The organism is Streptomyces sp. NPDC001351 (assembly GCF_042896045.1).
GTDB lineage: Bacteria > Actinomycetota > Actinomycetes > Streptomycetales > Streptomycetaceae > Streptomyces.
Map to the genome: position 1 here is coordinate 51846 of NZ_JBIAWS010000006.1, position 22567 is coordinate 74412.

Here is a 22567-nt window from a genome sequence, read left to right on the forward strand (position 1 = left end):
GGAGCCTTCCGCGTCCCCCTGGTCAAGGCCCCCAAACGTCCGCCGGTTTCCGCCACGGGCGCCGGGTACCCGGAGCGGGCCCGGCCCCCACGCCCAGCACCTCCGGAGGTGTCCCCCATGCCCGAGTACGGCTACTTCCTCTCCTGCGAGGAGTTCGGTCCCGCTGAACTCGTCGAACAGGCGAGGATGGCGGAACAGGCAGGATTCCAGTCGCTGTGGATCTCGGACCACTACCACCCGTGGAACGACACGCAGGGCCAGAGCCCCTTCGTGTGGTCGGTGATCGGCGCGCTCTCGGAGGCGGTGTCGCTGCCGGTCGAGACGGCGGTCACCTGCCCCACCGTGCGCATCCACCCGGCGGTGGTCGCACAGGCCGCGGCCACCTCGGCGGTGATGCTGAACGGCCGCTTCCGGCTCGGGGTGGGCACCGGTGAGGCCCTGAACGAGCACATCCTCGGGCACGTCTGGCCGCCCGCGAGCGTCCGCATGGAGATGCTGGAGGAGGCGATCCAGATCATGCGCCGCCTGTTCACCGGCGAGGAGGTCAGCCACCACGGCACCCACTACACGGTGGAGAACGCCCGCCTGTACACGGTCCCCGACGAGCCCGTCCCGATCGACATCTCCGGCTTCGGCCCGGCGGCGACGCAGCTCGCGGGACGGGTCGGCGACGGCTACATCACGATGATGCCGGACGCCTCGATGGTCGAGCAGTTCCGCAAGGGCGGTGGCGGCGGCAAGCCGGTGATCGGCGGCACCAAGCTCTGCTACGGCGCCGACCGCGACGAGGCCGTACGCACGGTGCACAAGCGCTGGTTCAACCAGTTCCTGCCGGGCGAGATGGGCCAGATCCTGCCCTCACCGAGCCATTTCGAGCAATTGGCGCCGCTGGTCACCGAGGAGATGGTGCGCGAGAAGGCGGTGTGCGGGGACGACGTCGACGAACACGTCTCGGCCCTGCGTGCCTTCGCCGACGCGGGCTTCGACCGGGTCTACGTCAACCAGATCGGCCCCGACCAGCGCGGGTTCTTCGACTTCTACCGTACGAAGGTGCTGCCGCAGCTGCAGCAGTCCTGAGGGACCTGAGGGAACCGCGATGAAACTCCACCGCCCCGTCGTCTCCGTCTACACGGTGCCGACCGACGCCCCCGAGGCCGACGGCACGCTGGCCTGGGACTCCACGAGCATGGTGATCGCCGAGGTGACGACGGGCGACGAGACCGGCACGGGCTGGACCTACGGCCCGCCGGCGGTCGGCGACTTCGTACGCGACCAGCTCGCCCCGCTGGTCGAGGGCCGCTCCGCCCTCGACATCCCTTCCGTGCACGAGGCGATGTGCCGCTCCGTCCGCAACGCGGGCCGCCCCGGGGTCGCCGCGGGCGCGATCTCCGCGGTGGACATCGCGCTGTGGGACCTCAAGGCCCGCCTCCTCGAACTCCCTTTGGCCCGGCTGCTCGGGGTCTGCCGCGAGCGGGTCCCGGTGTACGGCAGTGGCGGCTTCACGACGTACCACGACACGCATCTGGCGGCGCAGCTGAACGGCTGGGTGCACGGGCAGCACATCCCGCGCGTGAAGATCAAGATCGGGGAGAGCTGGGGCCGGGCGGTCCCCCGGGACCTGGCCCGCGTCCACGCGGCACGCCAAGTGATCGGTCCCGAGGCCGAGTTGTACGTCGACGCGAACGGCGCCTACACCCGCAAACAGGCCGTCCGCGTGGGCCGCGCCCTGGTCGAGCACGGGGTCGGCTGGTTCGAGGAGCCGGTCTCCTCGGACGACCTGACGGGTCTGCGTCTGGTCCGGGACGCGCTGGTGTGCGATGTGACGGCCGGCGAGTACGGCTACGACCTGCCCTACTTCGCCCGCATGATCGCGGCGGGTTCGGTCGACTGTCTGCAGATCGACGCGACGCGCTGCGGCGGCCTCACGGAGTTCCTGCGCGCCGCCGCGCTCGCCCAGGCCCACGGCCTTGAGGTCTCCACGCACTGCGCCCCGCACGCCCACGCCGCGGCGGCCGCCTCGCTCCCCCATCTGCGCCACATGGAGTGGTTCCACGACCACGTACGCATCGAGGACATGTTCTTCGACGGGGCGCTGGACCCGATGGGAGGCACGGTGCGCCCGACAGCCGGCCCGGGCCACGGGCTGACCCTGCGGACCGACGACGTGGAGGAGTACCGGGTCGCGTGAGGTCCTAACGGCGGGCGAGCCGGGTCAGTTTCCGTGCGGCCAGGGCGCCGGCGCCGACGGTGAGCGCCGTCCCCACCCGGCCGCGGTTCCGGGAGATCCAATCCTGCGCGCTGTCCGGCCGGGACTCCTCGTCGAACCGGCCGTGCGCCCCGAAGTCCCGTCCGTGCGCTCCGTCCGCAGGGGTCCACAGGTTGCCGAGTTCGCCGTGCTCGCCCTCGTCCTGCTGGGCGTCGAAGCCGGTGCGGGCGAGATAGCGGTCGAGTGCTCCGGGGACCACCGCGTTGGCGATCAGGGTGGCCACCGTGGAGCTTCCGACCCAGTACTCGCGCCGCCGCCCGTGCGAGGCCGCGTGCACGATCGCCCGGGCCGCGACCTCCGGCTGGAACACCGGCGCCACCGGCCGGGCCCGCCCCGGCATCCGGCTCAACACCCAGTCGAACTGCGGGGTGTTGACGGCCGGCAGCTGCACCATCGTCGTTCGGACCCCGGTGCCGCTGTGCAGCAGCTCGCACCGCAGGGACTCGTTGAACCCCTGGATCGCGTGCTTGGCCCCGCAGTACGCCGACTGCAGCGGAATACCGCGGTAGGCGAGGGCGGAGCCGACCTGCACGATCGTGCCGCGGTCGCGCGGCAGCATGTGGTGCAGCGCGGCCCGGGTGCCGAACACACAGCCCAGATACGTCACTTCGGTCACCCGGCGGAACTCGTCCGGGGTGATCTCGGTGAACGGCGCGAAGACCCCGGCGAAGGCGTTGTTGACCCACACGTCGATGTGCCCGAACGTGTCGGCGACCTGCTGGGCGGCGTCGTCGACCGCCTTCGGGTCCGCCATGTCGACGGCGACCACGAGGGCCTCGCCCCCGGCGCGCTGCACCTCGTCCGCCGCCGCGGCGAGGCCCTCGCGTCCGCGGGCCAGCAGGGCGACCCGGTCGCCCCGGGCGGCGAAGGCCAGGGCCGCGGCCCGGCCCACGCCGCCGCTGGCCCCGGTCACGACGACGGCTTTACGGCCCCCCGGCACGGGTACGCCCCACCGCTTGCGGACCATGACTCACGCCCGGTGGTGCGGCTGCTCGGGGTCGATGTCGTCCGGGCGCGGCGCCGGCGTGCCCGCACCGCCCGGCGCGCCCGCGACGGGCGCGCCCGCGGCCCCGCCCGGACCGCCCGGCGCGACCGGCGGCACCGGCGGCACCGGCGGATACGGCGTCTCGCGGCCGCTCGGCGGCACGGCGGGCGCACGGCCGCCCAGGACGGGGTCGCCCTGGCTAGCGGCGGCCGGCTCCGCGTCCCGCGCCGGCGTGGCCCGGGACGCGGAGGGACGGGCCGCCGAGGGACGGGCCGCGTCACGCAGGACGTAGGCGACGACGCCGAGGATCACCGCGGTGATCAGCGCGGCGGCCCAGTCGGGCAGGCCGATCGCGAGGGCCAGTCCGAGGGCGAGGGCGAGGGCCGCGCCCGCGTACAGGGCGACGGCTCCGGACACGGCGTACAGCATGGCCCTACGCCGTTGCTTGCGAGTCTGTTCGCGCAGTTCGTCGCGCACGGTCTCGCGCGCCACCTGCGCCAGCTCGTCGACCAGGTGCCTGTCCAGGTGCTCCAGATGATCCAAGCCTTCCATGGCCGCCGAGTACCCGTACGGGCGTACGGATAACGCGGTCCGTCACGGCCGGAAACCGGTGCGTCAGCCCATGGCCGCCGGGTACCCGGCCCGCTCGCACGACCAAAACCCTCACAGACCCCTCTACAGGAGTTGCAGGATGACCGAGCGCACCGATGTGGTGGAGCTGCTCAAGGGGCAGCACACCCGGATCCGAGAACTGTTCGACGAGGTGGCGAACACCAAGGGCGCGGACCGTAAGCGGCACTTCCACGACCTCGTCCGGCTCCTCGCGGTGCACGAGACCGCCGAGGAAGAGGTCGTCCACCCCTTCGCCCGCAAGAACATCGACGGCGGCGAGCTGGTCGTGAAGGACCGGATCGAGGAGGAGGAGAAGGCCAAGGCGGCCCTGTCCCGGCTGGACGACATGGATCCGGACTCGCCCGAGTTCCTGGACCAGTTCGCGGCCCTGCGCCAGGACGTGCTCGCCCACGCCGACAACGAGGAGCGGTACGAGTTCGCCCACTTCAGCCGGGTCGCCGACCGCGACCGGCTGGAGGCCCTGGCCCGCGCCGTGCAGGCGGCCGAGGCGCTGGCGCCCACGCGTCCGCACCCGGGCACCGACACCGCCCTGAAGAACGTGGCGGTGGGTCCGGTCGCGGCCGTCATCGACCGCACGCGTGACGTCGTACGCAAGGCGATGGGCTGATCCACGCCCCCGGGGCGGCCGGGCCGAGGACGATCACCGAAACGATCGGAAGTGATCTCCTCGCCCGGCCGCCCCAACTAGGCTCTGGGCATGGACATTCTGGGAGCCACGCTGCGCATCTGCGTCGACGACCTGGAGACCGCGGTCCCCTTCTACGAACGGCTGGCGGGGGGCAGAGCCCAGCGCTTCGAACGCGGCGGCGTCCAGGTGGCCGCGGTCGGCTGTTTCCTGCTGATGAGCGGGCCCGAGGCCGAGCTGGAGGTGCTGCGCAAGATCTCCGCGACGATCGCCGTCAAGGACGTCGAGGAGACCCACCGGGTGCTCACCGAGCTCGGCGCACACATCGTCGCGGGCCCGGTGCCCACGCCGGGGGGCCGCAACCTGATCGCGATGCACCCGGACGGCATGGTGTACGAGTACGTGGACCGCAACGTGTAGGTCGTGCAGGTCCTACACCTCCGGCGGTCGCATACGGAAGTCGTAGTGGGCCGGGAGCGGATCGTCGGTCAGCCTCGACCACAGGCGGCCGATCGCCTCCGCTCCCTCCCGCAGGTCGGCGGCCTCGAAGCCCGCCCTGAAGACGTCCAGGGCCTCCTCCCGCCGCCCCTCCGCGAGCAGCAGCCCCGCCTCGATCAGGCGGAACCGGCCGCGCTCCCGGGTGGCGGGATGCAGCCGCTCCCAGACCCCGCGCGCCTGAGCCGTGCGGCGTACGGCGAGCAGGGCCTCGATCGCCTCGCGGCCCAGCGCGGCCGTGGCCGCCGTCCACCGTTCCCCGCCGTCGCGCCGCTCGTGGCACAGGTCGTCGAAGGCGTCGGCGTACCGGTCGGCGGCCCGGTCTCGGTTGCCGCTCTCCTGGTCGGCGACGGCGAGGCAGCGCAGCAACGGCCACAGTGAAGGGGCGAGTTCGAGGGCCCGCTCCCAGCTGCGCACCGCCTGCGCCCGGTCGCCGGCGTGCCACTGGGCGACACCGAGGTGGTACTCGGTGAGCGGGGTGGCGGGCGCGGTCTCCAGCATGTCCCGCCAGTGCGGGGCGACCAGTGTCTCGCCGGGGGGCCGCACCCGGCGCGGCTCGGGGAGAGCCCCGGTCCGCAGCAGGTGCAGCCAGGGCTCCTGGGCCTCGCCGAGCGTGTCCTCCTCGAAGGGTGTGCCGGGCAGCTTGAAGTCGGCGCGCAGCACTTCGAGGGCGCCCCAGCCCGAGCCGACGGCGAGGATCTCGCCGGGTTCGGTGTCGGCGTGCGGCTTCCAGGCGGCGTGGGCGGCGTCGACGACGGCGCGCGGCAGGGCAGCTTCGAGACGAGCCTCCACTTCGCCGGCGGCCTCCGGGGAGCTCAGCGGGCCGTATGCCTCCAGCCACGACACCTCGCTCTCCGGTTCCAGCCGTACATGCTCCAGCTGGGTGCGGGCGAGCCCGGCCTGGATCTCCGAGTAGCCGCCCGTGCCGGGTTCGGTGAGCCATCGTTGCCAGCGGCGTCCGCCGGGGCCCTTCCCCCAGACGAAGAGTTTGCGTCCACGCAGCAGGTCGGTGGAGGTCTGCACCAGACCGTGCCCGTCCTCGTCGAGCGCGGCGATCCAGCGCCGCTGCTCATCGGGCAGGTCGTAGAAGTAGTCTGCGGCGTAAGGGAGTTGTTGCACCTGGGCGCCCGACGGTGCGGGCACCTTCCGCAGGCGCCGTTCGTACCCGAACTGCCAGGCCTCCTCGGCGGGCGCCAGCACCCGGCGCTCCTCCGGTACGGCGATGTTGGACCACCAGTAGGCCGGCACGGGCCGCTCGTGCGGGTTGCGGATGCGCACGCCGACGTACAGGAAGTCGGAGTCCTCCGGCAGCCAGAGGTCGACCTGGAAGGGCAGGTCGCGCAGCCGCTCCCACTCCCACAGCCGGAGCATCTCGCCGCCGTCGGGAGCGGGGACGCGGGCGGCGTGCAGCGGGGAACAGGCGAGCGTGGTGTGGCCCGTGGCGCCGATGTTCCATTCGATGCCGCCCGAGTACCAGGCGCCGTTGAGAGCGAAGTTGGCGGGCTGGAACACCGGGTTGCGGTACAGGAGTTCACGGCCGGTCGGCTTGTGCAGCAGGGAGGCGACACGACCACCGAGCCCGGGCAGTACGGTAGCGCGCAGCCGGCCGTTCTCGATCACGAGGGCGTCGAACTCGCGCGGCTCACGCGTCCGCCCGTACCCGTCCCGGACCCGCACCGGCAGCAGGCTGCGCAAGGGCTCGTAGCCGATCTGCCGGGCGATCTCCCGCGGCAGCTCGTCCCGGTCCCGGTCCTCGATGCGGTGAACCTCGTGCAGCAGCCGCAACGGGGGCAGCGGATTGTCCGGCCCCAACTCCGCGGCGGGCAACGTCAGTACCTCACGTCGGATGCTCGTCACGATCACCATGGAAGCCGCTCACCGGTGACCTGACCAGGGGACCTACCGGTCAGAATTCAGCAAAGGCGCGACCCGCGCCCCGCAGGGGCGCGGGGAACGGCGCGATCAACCACGACGGCGCGGCAGTCAAACGACAACCACTCGCGGCACCCCCTAGTCGCCGCAGTCACAGCGAAGCGTCCCGCATCTCGGCAGTGATCGCCCACCGCTCATGATCCCGCCAGTCCCCGTCAATGAAAATCATCTTCGGCGAGAACCCCTCAAGCCGAAAACCACACGCGCGCGCCAGCGCAATGGACGCCGCGTTCTGCGGCTGCGCATTGATCTCCAGCCGGTGCAGCCGCATCGGCCCGAACGCGTACCCCACCACCAGGTCAAGACCCTCCCGCATCAGGCCGCGCCCGGCGGCGTGCGCGAAGGCGCCGTAGCCGAGCGCGCCGCACTGGAAGCCGCCCTCGACGATGTTGTTGATGTTGATGTACCCGGCGATGGCCCCGGCCCCCTGCGCGCCGTCCTTCTCGCAGACGAGGAACCCGGCCTTGGTCGGGTCCTCGATCAGCCGGCCCGCGTACGCGGTGTACGCCCCCGCGGTGTCCGGCGGGAACAGCCAGGGGTGGTGCAGGTCCTTGCTCTCGCGGGCACGGGCGGTGAACTCGGCACCGTCCTCGTAGGTGAAGTGACGTATACCCACGCGGGGGCCTTCGGCGAGGTAACGGGATGCGGTGTGCGGCATCTCGCCACCCTACGGCGGTCCAGCGGGCTGATGCCGCCAGGATCCGCCCGAAGACCCCCTTGGGCACGGTGAGGACTGCCCGCGGAGCGCCTCACCCGCCGAGCTCGGGCAGCTCCAGCACGCCGGCGTTCCCGGGCGCGCCGGCCACGGTCACCGCCTTGATCCCGCGGTTGCCGAAGTAGGCGTCGTCGCTCGCCGCGATCACGAACTGCAGCCGGTGCCCCTTCTGGTACCGGTGCACGATGCCCGGCAGGCTCACGGTGAAGCTCTTGGTCACGTCCGGTACCCGGACCGGCGCGACCAGCCGGTGCACGAGCGTCTTGGTGCCGTCGGGCGCGACGTCGTACAGCTTGGCGAACAGGACGAGCCGGTCGGCGGCGTTGTCGGAGTTCTGGGCCTTGGCGGCCTGCGGGGAGTCGACCCTGAGCGTGGCCTTTGGCGCGCCGACCACATCGGTGGCGCGGGTGAGCGGTTCGCTGGTCCAGGCGAGGTACGTGCCCTCGGTGTCGAACGGTGCGGGGTCCGGCAGCCCGCCGAGCGCGGCCAGCGAGGTCTCCGAATGGCTCGTGGGGGTCGGCTGGTTGGCGTACGTACGGCTGCCGAGGGCCACCTTCCTGCTGTTGTCGACGAGTTTGCCGTCCCCGGAGAGGTAGAGCCTCCGGCTGAGGGCGGGGAGGTGGTCGGCGGTGGCGTATGCGTGGGCGGGGTCGGTGATCCAGTCGCGGTAGTAGGCGAAGGCCGGTCCGGTGCCGGTGTGCTGCCCCCGGAGGTAGTGGTCGAACCAGGAAAGGATGCGCCTGCCGACATAGCTGGTGTCCAAGTTGCCCTGGGCGAGGTTGAGTTCACCGTCCACCATGCCGCCGCTGTGCCCCCAGGACTGCCAGATCATCGCTGCGGGTGTGCCCTGCGCCTTGAGCGTCCTGTACGTCGCCGTCGCCTCGTTGAGGTTGAAGAGGCTGTCGGCCTGCCCCTGGATCAGCAGGGTGGGCGCCTGGACCCGGTTCAGGTACGACGCCGGGGAGACGCTGTGGGCGTAGGCGAGCATCGCGGCGGTGGGGCCCGGGCGGTAGCTTCCGGAGTTCAGGGTGCGGATGGTGGCGCAAGCCCGGGTGACGAAGTGCAGACAGGTGAGGGAGTTGATCCGGGAGGGGTCGAGGTTCGGCTGTGTCAGCGTCTGGCCCTCGCCAAGGAGGTAGAACCCGTTGGTCCACTGCCATTTGAAGGCGCCGGGGACGGTGCCGCCGGCGTTGTTCGGGTCCAGCGCGTAGGCGAGGTCGTTCCAGGTGACCAGGGGGATCAGCGCGTCCACCCGGTGGTCGACGGCGGCAGTCGCCAGCTGGATGGCCCCGCCGTACGAGCCGCCGATCATGCCGACCCGCGGGTCGCCCGCGCCGTCGAGGGTGACGAAGTCGGCCCTGGTGCCGTCGTCGGCGGCGCGCTTGCCGCCGAGGAAGTCGATCAGCCGGGAGGCGGCGGTGCCGTCGATGCCGGGGTCGTCGAGTGAGATCAGACAGCCGGAGCGGCCGAAGCCGAGCCCGGAGTAGATCAGCGACACATAGCCGCGCGAGGCGAGGGCCTTGCCGATGGCGTCGGTGGTGCCGTCGGACTTGCTGCCGCCGAAGCCGTTCGTGGCGAGCACGGCCGGGGCCCGGTGGGAGCTGTCTACGCCCGCCGGGCGGTACAGATCGGCGTCGACCGCGCAGCGGCGGCCGCCGGCCTGGACGGTGAACTTCAGTGCCGTGACGCTGTACTGGCCTGCTGCGGACACGGGAGCGGTGAGTGCCTGGGGCGCGGCGAGCGCCGCGCCCAGGGCGAGAGCGAGCGGAGCCCGGGATCTGAACACGCGTCGGGACACTGAGACCTCCACACTCAGGACAGCCCTGCTTACCGACCAGTAAGTAACCACCGCTTGTCATGGTGTGACACGTGTCATACGAGGTCAATCGCCCAGACGAGTGTTCTTGACGGATATTCAGTGAAGACGATCGCCCGTTCGGTTCAGAGGAGGGCAGGCTCGTCGAGGGTCAAGGTTCCCGCGTCGGCGTCGAGTTCGGCCGTCACCCCGAAGGGGATGGTCAACGCGCCCTCGCAGTGCCCGAATCCGAACTCCTCGACGACGGGCACGCCGAGGCCCCCGAGCCGGTCCACGAGGACGGCACGCACGTCCTCGTAGGGACCGCACTTGGCCCACGACCCGAGCGCGATCCCGGTGACGCCGTCGAGCCATCCACTGCGCAGCAACTGGGTCAGCATCCGGTCGATGCGGTACGCCCGTTCGCCCACGTCCTCGATCAGCAGCAGCCCACCGCGGGCACCGTCGTGGGCGTGCGGTGTCCCGAGGTCGGAGGCGAGCATGCTCAGACATCCGCCCAGCGTGACGCCCCGGGTCCGCCCGCCGACCAGAGCGGTGCCGTCGGAGACCAGGGTGCGGACCGTCTCCGGAGCAAACAGGGTGGCTTTCAGGTGTTCCTGCGCCCGGGCGTGCTTGATGAAGTCGATCCCGGCGGCCGCCGGTCCGTGCAGGGTGACCAGGCCCAGCCGGTTGGCGAACGCCTGGTGCAAGACCGTGATGTCGCTGAAGCCCACGAACACCTTGGGCTCGGCAGCCCGCATCGCCTCCCAGTCGAGCAGGTCGACCATCCGCTGTGCCCCGTACCCGCCCCGCGCACACAGCACCGCGTCCACCGAGGGGTCGCACCAGGCGGCCTGCAGATCGGCGGCCCGGTCGGCGTCCGTGCCCGCCAGGTAGTCGAACGCGCCGTGCCGGTCCAGCACATGGGGTGCCACCACCGGGTCGAGGTCCCACCCCCGCAGCACGTCCAGACCGGCCTGCACCCGCTCCTCCGGCACCGGACCGCTGGGCGCGACGACGGCCACGCGGGCGCCGGGGGCGAGCCGGGCCGGGCGCAGGAGGTCTCTCATTCGGTCAGCTCCAATGTGGGGATACCGCGCGGATTCAACCCGAAGACCTGGGCGTAGAGGGAGAGTTCGGACTCCAGGACACGGATCATGGTCTCCGCCCGCCGGAACCCGTGCCCCTCCCCCTCGAAGGCGAGGTACGCGTGCGGCACCCGCCTGCCCTCCATCCGCGCCAGGAACCGTTCGCACTGGGCGGGCGGGCAGATCACGTCGTCCAGGCCCTGCAGCAGCACGAAGGGCGCGGTGATGCGGTCGGCGTGCTCGGCGGGCGAGCGCTCCGCGTACCGCCCGGGCACCTCGGCGAGCGGCCCGACCAGGGTTTCCAGGTACTGCGACTCGAAGTCGTGAGTCTCCCCCGAGCCCCAGCCGGCCAGGTCGAGGATGGGGTACAGGATCGTGCCGCAGGCGTAGACGTCGGTGGCGGCGAGGGAGGCGGCCGAGGTCCAGCCGCCCGCGCTGCCGCCGCGGATCGCGAGCCGCACGCGGTCGGCGGTGCCCTCGTCGGCGAGGGCGAGCGCGACGGCCGCGCAGTCCTCGACGTCGACCACGCCCCACTGCTCGCGCAGCCGGCCCCGGTACTCGCGCCCATGCCCGGTCGAACCGCCGTAGTTCACCTCGGCGACGCCGATGCCCCGGGAGGTGAAGTAGGCGATCTCCAGGTCCAGTACGAGCGGCGCCCGGCTGGTGGGGCCGCCGTGCACCCAGACGACGTACGGCGGCAGCTCGTCGCCGGGCGAGACGCAGCCCGGGTTGTGCGGCGGGTAGATGTGCGCGTGGATGTCGCGTCCGGCGGGGCCGGTGAAGGTGCGGATCTGCGGTTCGGGGTAGTACGCGGGGTCGACCGCGTCCTCGTGCCCGGCGCCGATCACCCGGGCCCGCCCCGCCCGGGTGTCGAGCTCCACCACCTCGTACGCGCTGCGCGGGCTGGCTCCGACGGTGAGGACGCGCTCGCCGTGCACCGCGAGCGTGGACGCGAACTCGGTCCAGGGGCCGGCCGCGTCGACGACCTCGCCGGTCTCCGGGTCGAGGATGCCGAGCGCGGTGGCGCCGCGGCCGTGCACGACGGCGATCAGTCCGCTGTCCAGCGGGGCGAACCAGCGCTGCCCGAGCTTCCACAGCGGCCCGCCGAACTCCTCCTCGCGCGGGCAGAGGGGGACACCGTCGCGGTAGAGGTTCCACCAGCCGGTGCGGTCGCTCGCGTAGAGGAGCGAGCCGTCGGCGGCCCAGTCCGCCTGGGCGATCGACTCGTCCGGACCGCCGGCGAGCGTGCGTGTCTGCCTCAGGGTGCCGTCCCCGGCGACCTGGGCCAGGACCAGTTCCGTGCCGTCCCACGGCATCCGTGGATGGTCCCAGGCCAGCCAGACCGCGCTGCGCCCGTCCGGTGAGACACGGGGACCGGTGACGAACCGGTGCCGGTCGTCGGTGAGTTCGCGTACGGCATCCCGGTCCTGGGCCGCCGAGCCGTCCAGCGGCACCGCGGCCAGGACGCGGCGCACATCGGCGGGTCCGTCCCCGGTGAACTCCTCCAGCACGCACCACACTTCACCGCGCTCGACCTGCAACTGGGGCTCCACCCAGCGCAGTCCGCCGCCCACGAGCGACACGGGGGTGAGGGGCCGCGGGTCGCTTCCGGGCTCGTAACGGTAGAGCCGCTGGTCGGCGAAGTTCACGAACACCACGAGCGGCCGTCCGGCCACGACCGTCCCGGCCCAGGGCTGTCCGCCGTACTCGATGACGCGGCTGCGGACGTTCCACGGCGCGGGCAGCAGTGGCTCCTCCTCGCCGTCGGCGCGCCGGCGCACCAGGGTGCGGCGGCCGCCCTCGGTGGGGCGTGGCTCCGTCCACCACGCCTCGTCGCCCACGAAGCCCACGTACTCGGGGCGCCCGTCGTGCGCGGCGGCGAGCGCCGCGTCGATGGGCGAGGGCCAGGAACCGTACGGCAGTCTCTGCACGTTCTCCCCCAACTCGCCTAGGCCGTCCGCAGGAAGCGGTCGAGGACGCGGACGCCGAAGTGCAGCGCCTCGACCGGGACCCGCTCGTCGACCCCGTGGAACATGGCCTGGTAGTCGTAGCCTTCCGGGAGCCTCAGCGGCGTGAACCCGTACCCGGTGATGCCGAGCCGCGAGAACTGCTTGGCGTCCGTGCCGCCCGTCATGCAGTACGGCACCACCTGCCCCTCGGGCGCGAACTCCTCGACGGCCGCACGCATCTTCGCGTACGTCGGCGAGTCCAGCGGCGCCTGGAGGGCGACCTCACGGTGGTGGAGCTCCCACTCCACGTCGGGTCCGGTGAGCTGGTCGAGGGTCGTGCGGAACTCGTCCTCGCCGCCGTACAGATACCGCCCGTCGACATACGCGACCGCTTCCCCGGGGATCACATTGAGCTTGTAGCCGGCCTCCAGCATGGTCGGGTTGGCGCTGTTGCGGACGGTCGCCTCGACGAGCGACGCGGCCGGGCCCAGCTTGTCGAGCAGCTCGTCGATGTTGTCCAGGTCGACGTCGAGGCCGTAGAGCGCGGCGAGTTCGGACAGCGCGGCCCACACGGTCGGAGTCGGCCGCAGCGGCCACTCGTGCTCGCCGATGCGGGTGATCGCGGCGGCGAGACGGGTGACCGCGTTCTCCTTGTTCACCTTGGAGCCGTGTCCGGCGCGCCCGCGCGCGGTGAGCTTCAGCCAGGCCGTGCCGCGCTCACCGGCCGCGATCGGGTAGATCTGCCGCCCGCTGCCGTCGTGGAAGGTGAACGCCCCCGACTCACTGACGCCCTCGGTGCACCCCTCGAACAGTCCCGGGTGCTGATCGGCGAGGAACCCGGAACCGTCCCGCGCGCTGTCCTCCTCGTCGGCGGTGAAGGCGACGACGATGTCACGCCGGGGCCGCACACCCTCCCGCGCCCAGCTCCGCAGCATGGCCAGGATCATGGCGTCCATGTTCTTCATGTCGACGGCTCCGCGCCCCCACACCACCCCGTCGCGGATCTCTCCGGAGAAGGGGTGCACGGTCCAGTCGGCGGCCCGGGCGGGTACGACGTCCAGATGACCGTGCAGGAGCAGCGCGTCGGCGGCCGGGTCGGTCCCCTCCAGGCGCGCGACGACATTCGTGCGCCCCTTGGTGCGCTCCAGCATCGTGGGTTCGAGTCCGGCCCCGGCCAGCTGCTCGGCGGCGTACTCGGCGGCGGGCCGCTCCTGGCAGTCGCCGCCGCCACGGTTGGTGGTGTCGATCCGGATGAGGTCGGAGGTGAACTTCACGACCTCGTCCAGAGCCTGCTGGTCAGCCATACTGCTCCTCCACGGCGGCCGAGACGATCGTGGTGACCGCCTTGAAGGTACGGATCCCCTCGTACATCGTCTCGCTGGTGTACGCCACTTTCCGCTCCCCGATCCGGCCGACGCCCGGTACGACGGTGGCGGCCATGGCGAGATGCTCGGCGTCGAATTCGAGCGCGACGGTGAACGGTCCTGCCTGGACGGGCTGGTGCCGCACCGCCAGCTGCGCCGCCTCCTTGGCGGCGGCCCGGATGTCGGATGCGGTCCTGGCCGGCGTACGGCACACGGCCGCGTACCGCGACACATGGTCCTTGACGGCGACCTTCAGCGCCTCGGGCGCATATCCGAGGGCGTCCTCGCAGGCCACGTCGTCGCCGGTGACGAGGACGACGGGCACCCCGTACTCGGCGACGACATGCGCGTTGAGCAGGCCCTCACTGGCGCGTACGTCGTTCAGCCACACCCCGGTGATGGAGTTCGCGAGGTAGGTGTGGGCGAGGACGCCCTCCATCCCGGCCCCGGCGTGATAGCCGACGAAGGCGATGCCGTCCACGTCCCCGTGCTGCACCCCCTCGACCATGGAGAGGGACTTGTGCCGCCCGGTGAGCATCTCCGTCCGCTCGTCGAGCTGCTCGAGGAGCAGGTTGCGCATGGTCCAGTGGGCCTCGTTGACGAGGACCTCGTCCGCCCCGCCGTCGAAGAACCCCAGCACGGCGGCATTGACGTCCGAGGTGAACATCGAGCGGCACCGCTCCCACTGCGGTGTCCCCGGCAGCACGTCGGCCGGCCAGGTCACCCCCGTGGCACCCTCCATGTCGGCGCTGATCAGGATCTTCATGATGCGCCACGTTACGCGCCGCGGGGGAAACCGGCCAGGAAGCAGCGGCCGGGCCCAGCGTCACGGTTCGGATTTCCGTGACGTGGGGGGTGGGACCCGGCGACACGAACCGCTGTCCGTGGGAGTCCCCCTGCGCCCCACCCTCACCTCATGGTGTCGGCCCTCAGCTCGTGCGCCCCGCCACCAGCCACTTGGACGGCAGCACGATCCGGTTGCCTTCGGTGTCGAACTCGGTGGTGGTCAGCGGGAGTTCGCCGCTTGCCAGGACGGTGAGGCCGGCCGTGCGCAGATACTCGGGCACGGCGTCGTCGGCGACTTCACCGGGGGCGATGCCGTGCCGGAAGATCGGTGCGAGCTTGGCCGGCGGTCCGGTGGGGCTCTGCGCCAGCCCCAGCAGGACGGGCTTGGCGGCCTCGGAGAGTTCGACGAGGAAGACCCGGCCGCGCTCGCCGACGAGCGCGGCGATCCCGTCCACCATGGGCTGCCGGTCGTCCGGTTCGGCCTGGTGCAGGACGCCGCGCATATAGACGTTGGCGTCGCCGATCTCGGCGTGCAGCGTCTCCGTCTCGCTCTTCTCGACGGCGTCCAGCACGCGGTACGTCGCCCGTCCGGCGGGGTCGGCGTGCTGGGCATGGTCGACGGCGGCGGCGGACAGATCCGCGCCGACCACCCGCCGGAAGCGGTCGGCGAGGAAACGGGTCTGGGTGCCGTTGCCGCAGCCGAGGTCCACCATCGCCAGGCCGGGGTCGGCGAGGTGCGGTTCGAACAGGCCCAGATGTATGCCGACGGTCAGGGTCGGATCCGCGTCCCAGAACACGGCCCCCTGTTCCTCCGGAGCTGCACGCCAGAAGCCCTCCCAGGCCTCCCGGTACCGACTCGTCACGCTCATGCCCAACTCCCCAGGGTGCGACGTATTGGCCATACTGGCCCGATTCAAGTGACGGGCGAGTACGGTCTATCGCGCCCTGGTCACGGCTACAAGCGCGCGGCGCATTCCTTCACTCCGCATTCGAGGGGCGTACGCCCCCGTGCGCCCCGCACGCGCCTGATGTGCAGTCAGCAGGTGTCTGTCGTACGGTCAGCGCCGGGGCAGGGTCAGTTCGAACCAGACGGTCTTGCCCGCCTTCGTACGGCTGGTGCCCCACTCGCGGGCGAGGGCGCTGACCACGCGCAGTCCGCGTCCGGACTCCTCCTCCGGACCGGCGCTGCGCAGGGTCGGCAGGTCGTGGTCGTCGTCGTCCACTTCGCACAGCAGGGTGTCGCCGCGGACGAGCCGCAGTTCGACGGGGCGGCTGTGGGAGTGCCGTACGGCGTTGGTGACGAGTTCGCTGACCAACAGCTCGGCGTTGGGGGCGAGTTTGGCGAGCCCCCAGTCGTGGAGCTGTTCGCGGACCACGGCACGCGCGCGGCCGACCTCGATCGGATCGAGGGCCAGCCGCCACTCGGCGACGTCGTCCGGCTCGATGCCGTTGAGGCGGGCCATCAGCAGGGCCACGTCGTCCTTGCGGCCGCCGCGCGTGTTGAGGGCGCGGATGATGGAGTCGCAGGCGTCGTCCATGGAGGCGGCGGGGTGGGCGGCGGACTCGCTGAGGGTCGCGAGGCCCACCCCGATGTCCTCGCCGCGCACCTCGACCAGTCCGTCGGTGCACATCACGAGGCGGTCGCCGGGCTCCACACGCACGCGTACCGCTTCGAAGGGCACGCCGCCGACGCCGATGGGCGCGCCGGTCGGCAGGTCGAGCAGCTCGCTGCGGCCGTCCTCGGCACGGACCAGCACGGGCGGGATGTGGCCTGCGTTGGCGATGTGCAGTTCGCTCGCGATCGGGTCGTAGACGGCGTACAGACAGGTCGCGAGGTAGGTGTCGCCGAGGCGCTGGGCGAGGTCGTCGAGGTTGCGCAGGAGCTGGGCGGGCGGCAGGTCGAGGGCGGCCATGGTCTGTACGGCCGTACGCAACTGGCCCATCATCGCGGCCGAGTTGAGGCCGTGCCCCATGACGTCGCCGACGACCAGCGCGGTGCGGGCGCCGGGCAGCTTCACGGAGTCGAACCAGTCGCCGCCGACCCTGCCGAGGAGCGTGCCCGGCAGATAGCGGGTGGCGATGTCGCAGCCCGCCATGCGCGGCGGGATGTGCGGCAGCATGCTGTCCTGGAGGGTCTCGGCGACGGACTCCTGGTAGGTGTACATGCGGGCGTTGTCGAGCACGAGGCCCGCCCGGGCGGCGAGTTCGGCGCCGGTGACCCGGTCCATGTCGTTGAACTCGACGCGCTCCGGGTGGCGCAGCAGGATCATGAAGCCGAGCACCACGTTGCGTGCCTTCAGGGGCACGATCAGCATGGAGCGGTGGGTGATGAGCGGCCGGATGTCCCGCTTCTCGAACTGCGAGGCGATGGCGTGGCCCATCTCCTCGCTGATGCGCGGCACCAGGACGGGCTCGCCGCTGGTCATGCACTGGAAGAACGGCGTGTGCGCCGGGAAGGGCATGGCCTCGCCGACCGGGACGACGTCGTCCCAGCGGCCGGGTTCGTCGGTGTGCTCGAGGGCGACGCGGTGCCACATGGTGGTGGTGTCCGGCACGCCGTCCGGGAATCCCTCGCCGGCGACGACCTGTTCGCGCAGATAGGTGCCGGCGACGTCCGTGAAGCGCGGGACGACGGCCTTGCTGACCTCGATGATGGTCGTGGCCAGGTCGAGCGAGGTGCCGATCCGCCCGCTGACCTCGTTGAGGAACTCCAGGTGTTCGCGTACGGCGGCGTACTCGAGGTCCTCGGCGTCGTCGGTGAGTTCGTGCGGTACCGGCAGGCCCTCGGCCGCCGCCCGCGCGGCCCGCTCGCGGCGGGCCTTGCGCTCGATGCGCCGCGGGACGCCCCAGTCGGGGGTGACGGGCACCCGGTCGTTCTGGCTGAACTCCAGGACGGGGTAGCCCAGTTCGAGGACCTGCGCGACGATGCGGGCGCTTTCGTCGACGCTCATGCTGGGCAGGATCTCGGGCAGCCGGCGGGCCAGCTCCTCGGCCCCGGGGAAGTCCGTGTGCAGGGCGAAGCCGGGTGCGATCCGCTCGAACGCCGGCTCCCCTTCGCCGCCGTCAGGTTCGTCCTGCCGGAGTCCGGCGGTGTCGGCGGCGAGGACGAGCAGCCGCTCGTGTCCCGGGCCCACCAGGGGGTACGCCCACCACAGCACGTCCACGCGCGCGTGGACGCCGTCGGGTTCGGGGACGGTGAGCCGGGCGCGGCCCGCGGCCGGGTAGGAGAGCCTGCCGTCGAGGGACGACTCGAGGTCGGGGCCGAGTCCGTCGTACGCGCCGTACGATCCGTAGGGGCTGATGTCCTCGTGCTCGGGCAGTGCGCCGGAGACGGGCAGCAGGTCCACCGCGGCGCGGCCTATCGCGTCGTCCTTGGGGACTCCGAAGAGCCGGCCCGCGCCCCTGCTCCAGTGGGAGACGAGGCCGTCACGGTCCACCACGACCACGGCCAGCGGGATGCGGCCGACCGCGGCGGACTCCGTCGCCGCGCCGTTCCCAGCTCCGCGGCTGGGAGGCGTGTCCCTCTCGGTGCCACGGTCGGTGCCATTGTCCATGGCCCAGGCCCTCTCTCCCCACGGCTCCGCAAGATCTGTGCCGCCTACTCCACCGTAAAGCTCCGCCCGGTGGTGATGTGCGGCAATGCGGGAATTGGTGCAACGGAACGGCCCCCGCGCGCGGGGGCGCGCGCCGGAGCGTATGACACCACGTCAGTCTTCGTGCCCCAGTTGCAGGTCCCGCTCGGTCCGACCGCCTCCCGCGACCCGGAGCACGGTGGCGACCGGCGGGTAACCGGCCGCGATGACGGTGTACTCGCCGGAGGACAGGTCGACGAACCGGAACGTTCCGTCGAGGCCGGTGGTCAGCGTGTCCACCACGTTGCCCGCCGCGTCGAGCAGGGTCACACGAGCGTCCTCGACCGGCCGCCCGCCGCTGGTGCGCACGGTGCCGCGCAGCACGGCGCCGCCCGCGAGTTCGACGTCCTGGCGGGTCTCCCGGGCGGCCTGGACGGTGACGGGGAGCGCGGCCGGGCGGAATCCGGGCGCGCTCGCGGCCAGGGTGTACTCGCCGGCGACCAGCTCGGTGATGACGTAGCCGCCCTCGCGTCCGCTGCGGGTGGTGGCGACGACCTCGCCGCGCACGTCGGTGAGCGTGACGGTGGCGTCGCGCACGGGGGTGCCGTCGGCGGTGAGCACGGCGCCCGCGAGGCGTCCGGCGCCGCCGAGGACGACATCCAGCTCCACGGGGCGCTCGCCGACGGTGACGGAGACGGCCTGCGGCTGGTGGCCGCCCGCGGCGGCGATGAGGACGTACGATCCCGTGCCGGTCGTGGACAGCGCGTACCGCCCGTCCTCGCCGCTCGCGCCCCGCCCGATCTGCTGTCCGGTGGCGTCGATGAGCGTGAGCGCGGCGCGGGGGACGACGGTCCCGTCGGGGTGCTGCACCGTGCCGGAGAGGGGGACTCCGGCGGCGTACGGCGAACGGGCCTGCGGGATCGCGGCGGTCGCGGGCTCGGTTTCGGAGGTGTTGTAGGACACCAGGGGTTTCTCCTTGAGGAAGAACGCGATGAGCAGGCCGAGGGCGAGCACCGGCACCAGGTAGAGGAAGATCCGGGGCATGGCGTCGGCGTACGCCCGGATGTAGTCGTCGCGCAGCGGCGCGGGCAGTGCGTGGACGAGCTGCGGGGTGATGGCCTGCGGGTCGGGAAGCGGCGCGCTCGCGCGCGCGGGGAGCCGCTTGTCGAGGGCGGCGGTGAGCCGGTCGGCGAAGAGGGTGCCGAAGACCGCGGCGCCGACGCTGCCGCCGATCTGCCGGAAGAAGTTGTTCGCACTCGTGGCCGTCCCGAGATCGCCGGGCGGCACGGAGTTCTGCACGGCGAGGATCAGGACCGGCATCACCATGCCGATGCCGGCGCCGAGGACGGCCATCCAGAGGCTGTAGTGCAGTCGGGGCGTGTCGGCCTGGAGGCGGGAGAGCAGCCACATGCCGACGGCGGAGACGGCGCTGCCGAGGACGGGGTAGATCTTGTAGCGCCCGGTGTGGCTGATGAGCTGCCCGGAGACGATGGAGGCGCCGACGATGCCGCCCATCATGGGCAGCATCAGCAGGCCCGATTCGGTGGCGGAGGCCCCGTCGACCATCTGCAGAAAGGTCGGCAGATAGCTGGCGGCGCCGAAGAGCGCGACGCCGATCACCAGGCCCACCAGACCGCTGGTGTTGAAGACGGAGTCCCTGAACAGCCGCAGCGGGATGAGGGGTTCGACGGCGAAGTGCTCGACGACGAGGAAGAGGACGGTGGCGGCCGCCGCTCCCGCGCCGAGACCGAGGATCATCCGCGAGTCCCAGGCGTACTCGGTGCCGCCCCAACTGGTCAGCAGCACAAGGCAGGTGGACGCGGCGGCGAGCAGCACGGCACCCAGCACGTCGAACCGCGCCTTGGTCTGCGGCTTGGGAAGTTTCAGTACGGCGGTGACGACGGCCAGGGTGACCAGGCCGAAGGGAACGTTGAAGTAGAAGCAGAAGCGCCACGAGAGGTGGTCGGTGAAGTACCCGCCCAGCAGGGGGCCGGCCACGGACGCCAGGCCGAACGCGGCGCCGATCAGGCCCATGAACCGTCCGCGCCGGCGGGGCGGCACGATGTCCGCGATGATCGCCTGCACGCCGATCATGAGCCCGCCCGCGCCGACGCCCTGGACGGCGCGGAAGGCGATCAGCTGGTCCATGCTCTGCGCCCGGCCCGCGAGCGCGGCGCCGATCACGAAGACGACGATGGCGAACTGGAAGACGCCCTTGCGGCCGAGCAGGTCGCCGAGCTTGCCGTAGACCGGGAGCCCCACGGTGGCCGTGAGGAGGTAGGCGGTGATCGCCCAGGACATCCTGTCCAGGCCGTGCAGCTCGCCGACGATCTTCGGGAGCGCGGTGGCGACGATCATCTGCTCCAGGGCGGCGAGCAGCAGCGCCAGCATCAGCCCGAGGAAGACCAACCGCACCCGGCGCGGGCTGAGTTCGACCGGTCCGGCCGGTCCGGCCGGTGCGGCGGGGGCCTGCGGGGGCGCCACGGCGGGTTCGCCCCGCAGTTCGCCCTGCGCCGTCGTCCCGCTCACGTACCGCTCCCCTCGCCGCGCTGCCACACAATTCCGCTCAAGGCGGCAACTACGGGCAAGCGCGACGAGTTACGGCGGACCGGTGCGGCGCAGGGAGATCCACTCGATCCGGTGAGGGGCGTCAACGGCCCCCGAGCGGCCGGACCTTACTTCTCGACCTCGGTGGCGAGCTTGGCGAGCACGGCGTCGTAGATCCGGCCGAGGCCCTTGGGCGCGAACGTCTTCTCGAAGAAGCCGCCGATGCCGCCCGCGCCGTTCCAGACGGTGGTCACGACGACGCGGGACTTGCCCTCCCCTGCCGGGGTGACGCGCCAGGTGGTGACCATCGAGGAGTTGCGGTCCTTCTCGACGAGCTCGCCGTCGGTGGGCTCACTGACCTCCAGGAGGCAGTCGCGCACGCGCTTGCTGGTGGCCTGGAGCTTCCAGTGGACGAGGGTGCCCTCGCCGTCGCCGCCCTCGCGCACCTCGTACTCGCTGAAGTGCTCGGGCAGCAGCTTCGCGCGGGTGCCGCTGTAGTCGGCGACGGCGTCGAACACCGTCTCCGCGTCTGCCGCGACGACCCGCTCGGTAGTGGCCTCGACCTGCGCCATCGGTTTCCTCCAGGACTTGCTTCTCTCGGGGTTGGGGCAAGCCAACCACCCCCGCCCACGGCCGCCCAAATCGGGGTGCCCGAGGACGGCCCCGCGGCTCGTGGAGCGATCGGAAACAGGCCTTGCACGGAAAATCGAACACGTGTTTCACTCGGGGCAGCGCTACCGAGGAGGCGTCATGCGGTGGGAGAACCTCACAGTGGAGTCCGGCGGGCACAGCCGGCCGGCGGACGCCGCGCTGTTCGGCGCGGACGCGGTGGTCAGCCGCACCTTCGACACGCCTGAATTCCGCGGCATCACCTTCCACGAGGTGCGGGCCCGCTCGATCATCAACCGGGTGCCGGGCGTCTCGCGCATGCCCTTCGAGTGGACGGTGAATCCGTACCGCGGCTGCTCGCACGCGTGCGTGTACTGCTTCGCCCGCAAGACGCACACCTATCTGGACCTCGACTCGGGCCTCGACTTCGACTCGCAGATCGTGGTCAAGGTGAACGCCCCGGAGCTGCTGCGCCGCCAGCTCGGCTCGCGCCGCTGGCAGGGCGAGCACATCGCGATGGGCACGAACGTCGACTGCTACCAGCGCGCCGAGGGCCGCTACCGGCTGATGCCGGGCATCCTGTCCGCCCTGCGCGACCACGCGAACCCCTTCTCGATCCTGACGAAGGGCACGCTGATCCTGCGCGACCTCGATCTGCTGGTGCAGTCGGCCCAGGTGACGGACGTCGGCATCTCGGTGTCGGTGGGCTTCACCGACACCGAGCTGTGGCGCACGGTGGAGCCGGGGACGCCCGCGCCCGAGCGCCGCCTGGACGTGGTCCGCACACTCGCCGAGCACGGCATCGGGTGCGGCGTCCTGATGGCCCCGGTGATCCCGTTCCTGAGCGACCAACCGGCCCAACTGCGCGCCACCGTACGGGCGATCGCGGCCTCCGGGGCCACCTCCGTCACCCCGCTGGTGCTGCATCTGCGCCCCGGCGCCCGGGAGTGGTTCATGGCGTGGCTGGGCCGGCACCACCCGTACCTGGTGCGCCGGTACGAGCGCCTGTACGCGGACGGCGCCTACGCCCCGAAGTGGTACCAGCGCCGGATCACCCGTCAGGTCCATGAGCTGGCACAGGAGTACGGGATCGGGCCCACGCGCGCGGGGATGCCACGGCGGATCCAGCCGCCCGAGACACCCGAGCCGACGGTGTCCGAACCTACCCAACTCACGCTCATTTGAGAGCATACGAGCGCATCCCTC

The 22567-nt window shown here is 71.8% G+C and carries 18 protein-coding genes; 5 read left to right on the plus strand and 13 right to left on the minus strand.

Translation table 11 applies throughout. The features are described 5' to 3' along the window. Positions 1-117 precede the first annotated feature (117 nt). Together ACFY1U_RS22570 and ACFY1U_RS22575 are read left to right on the plus strand one after the other, a co-directional pair. Complete coding sequence (locus tag ACFY1U_RS22570) at positions 118-1077, plus strand: LLM class F420-dependent oxidoreductase (RefSeq protein WP_390695920.1); 960 nt, start codon at positions 118-120, stop codon at positions 1075-1077. A 19-nt stretch (positions 1078-1096) separates the two neighbouring features. Next, the gene (locus ACFY1U_RS22575; protein WP_390695921.1) at positions 1097-2188 is read left to right on the plus strand and encodes an enolase C-terminal domain-like protein; all 1092 of its coding nucleotides are present in this window, start codon (positions 1097-1099) and stop codon (positions 2186-2188) included. A 4-nt stretch (positions 2189-2192) separates the two neighbouring features. Here ACFY1U_RS22575 and ACFY1U_RS22580 read toward each other — a convergent pair whose 3' ends face one another. Both ACFY1U_RS22580 and ACFY1U_RS22585 read right to left on the minus strand, forming a co-directional pair. Then, on the minus strand, positions 2193-3233 hold the full coding sequence (locus tag ACFY1U_RS22580; RefSeq protein ID WP_390695922.1) for an SDR family oxidoreductase: 1041 nt from the start codon (positions 3231-3233) through the stop codon (positions 2193-2195). 3 nt (positions 3234-3236) lie between these two features. Further along, positions 3237-3803 (minus strand): phage holin family protein, encoded by a 567-nt coding sequence (locus tag ACFY1U_RS22585; RefSeq protein ID WP_390695923.1) that lies wholly within the window; start codon positions 3801-3803, stop codon positions 3237-3239. A gap of 139 nt (positions 3804-3942) precedes the next feature. Here ACFY1U_RS22585 and ACFY1U_RS22590 point away from each other — a divergent pair, with 139 nt between their 5' ends. Both ACFY1U_RS22590 and ACFY1U_RS22595 read left to right on the plus strand, forming a co-directional pair. After that, positions 3943-4491 (plus strand): hemerythrin domain-containing protein, encoded by a 549-nt coding sequence (locus ACFY1U_RS22590; RefSeq protein WP_390695924.1) that lies wholly within the window; start codon positions 3943-3945, stop codon positions 4489-4491. Between the two features lie 90 nt (positions 4492-4581). After that, complete coding sequence (locus tag ACFY1U_RS22595) at positions 4582-4929, plus strand: VOC family protein (RefSeq protein WP_030936891.1); 348 nt, start codon at positions 4582-4584, stop codon at positions 4927-4929. Positions 4930-4941: 12 nt separating this feature from the next. On the opposite strand, the gene ACFY1U_RS22600 is transcribed toward ACFY1U_RS22595, so the two are convergent. The 11 genes from ACFY1U_RS22600 to ACFY1U_RS22650 all read right to left on the minus strand — a co-directional run bounded on the left by ACFY1U_RS22600 (position 4942) and on the right by ACFY1U_RS22650 (position 21324). Next, positions 4942-6870 (minus strand): DUF5107 domain-containing protein, encoded by a 1929-nt coding sequence (locus tag ACFY1U_RS22600; RefSeq protein WP_390695925.1) that lies wholly within the window; start codon positions 6868-6870, stop codon positions 4942-4944. Between the two features lie 157 nt (positions 6871-7027). Beyond that, positions 7028-7594, minus strand: a complete 567-nt coding sequence (locus ACFY1U_RS22605; protein WP_390695926.1) for a GNAT family N-acetyltransferase — start codon at positions 7592-7594, stop codon at positions 7028-7030. Between the two features lie 91 nt (positions 7595-7685). Then, on the minus strand, positions 7686-9449 hold the full coding sequence (locus ACFY1U_RS22610; protein WP_390695927.1) for a CocE/NonD family hydrolase: 1764 nt from the start codon (positions 9447-9449) through the stop codon (positions 7686-7688). Between the two features lie 143 nt (positions 9450-9592). Further along, entirely contained in the window at positions 9593-10516 is a 924-nt protein-coding gene (locus tag ACFY1U_RS22615) for an LD-carboxypeptidase (RefSeq protein WP_390695928.1), read from the minus strand. Then, a complete protein-coding gene (locus tag ACFY1U_RS22620; protein WP_390695929.1) occupies positions 10513-12465 on the minus strand; it encodes a prolyl oligopeptidase family serine peptidase in 1953 nt (650 codons plus the stop codon). Before ACFY1U_RS22620 ends, ACFY1U_RS22615 begins: the two co-directional genes overlap by 4 nt. A gap of 17 nt (positions 12466-12482) precedes the next feature. Further along, positions 12483-13787 carry a M20/M25/M40 family metallo-hydrolase gene (locus ACFY1U_RS22625; RefSeq protein ID WP_390695930.1) on the minus strand — a complete coding sequence of 435 codons (1305 nt, stop codon included), beginning with the start codon at positions 13785-13787 and terminating at the stop codon, positions 12483-12485. Then, positions 13780-14613, minus strand: a complete 834-nt coding sequence (locus ACFY1U_RS22630) for a M55 family metallopeptidase (protein ID WP_390695931.1) — start codon at positions 14611-14613, stop codon at positions 13780-13782. The genes ACFY1U_RS22625 and ACFY1U_RS22630 overlap by 8 nt, the downstream gene beginning before the upstream one ends. A 163-nt stretch (positions 14614-14776) precedes the next feature. Next, the gene (locus ACFY1U_RS22635) at positions 14777-15502 is read right to left on the minus strand and encodes a class I SAM-dependent methyltransferase (RefSeq protein ID WP_390695932.1); all 726 of its coding nucleotides are present in this window, start codon (positions 15500-15502) and stop codon (positions 14777-14779) included. Between the two features lie 189 nt (positions 15503-15691). Then, positions 15692-18187 carry a SpoIIE family protein phosphatase gene (locus ACFY1U_RS22640; protein ID WP_390695933.1) on the minus strand — a complete coding sequence of 832 codons (2496 nt, stop codon included), beginning with the start codon at positions 18185-18187 and terminating at the stop codon, positions 15692-15694. Between the two features lie 153 nt (positions 18188-18340). Next, positions 18341-20734, minus strand: coding sequence for an MFS transporter (locus ACFY1U_RS22645; RefSeq protein ID WP_390695934.1), 2394 nt, complete (start codon positions 20732-20734; stop codon positions 18341-18343). Positions 20735-20880: 146 nt separating this feature from the next. Next, on the minus strand, positions 20881-21324 hold the full coding sequence (locus ACFY1U_RS22650; RefSeq protein WP_390695935.1) for an SRPBCC family protein: 444 nt from the start codon (positions 21322-21324) through the stop codon (positions 20881-20883). A gap of 178 nt (positions 21325-21502) precedes the next feature. Between ACFY1U_RS22650 and ACFY1U_RS22655 the strand changes: the two genes are divergently transcribed. Then, on the plus strand, positions 21503-22546 hold the full coding sequence (locus ACFY1U_RS22655; protein ID WP_390695936.1) for an Rv2578c family radical SAM protein: 1044 nt from the start codon (positions 21503-21505) through the stop codon (positions 22544-22546). Positions 22547-22567 lie beyond the last annotated feature (21 nt).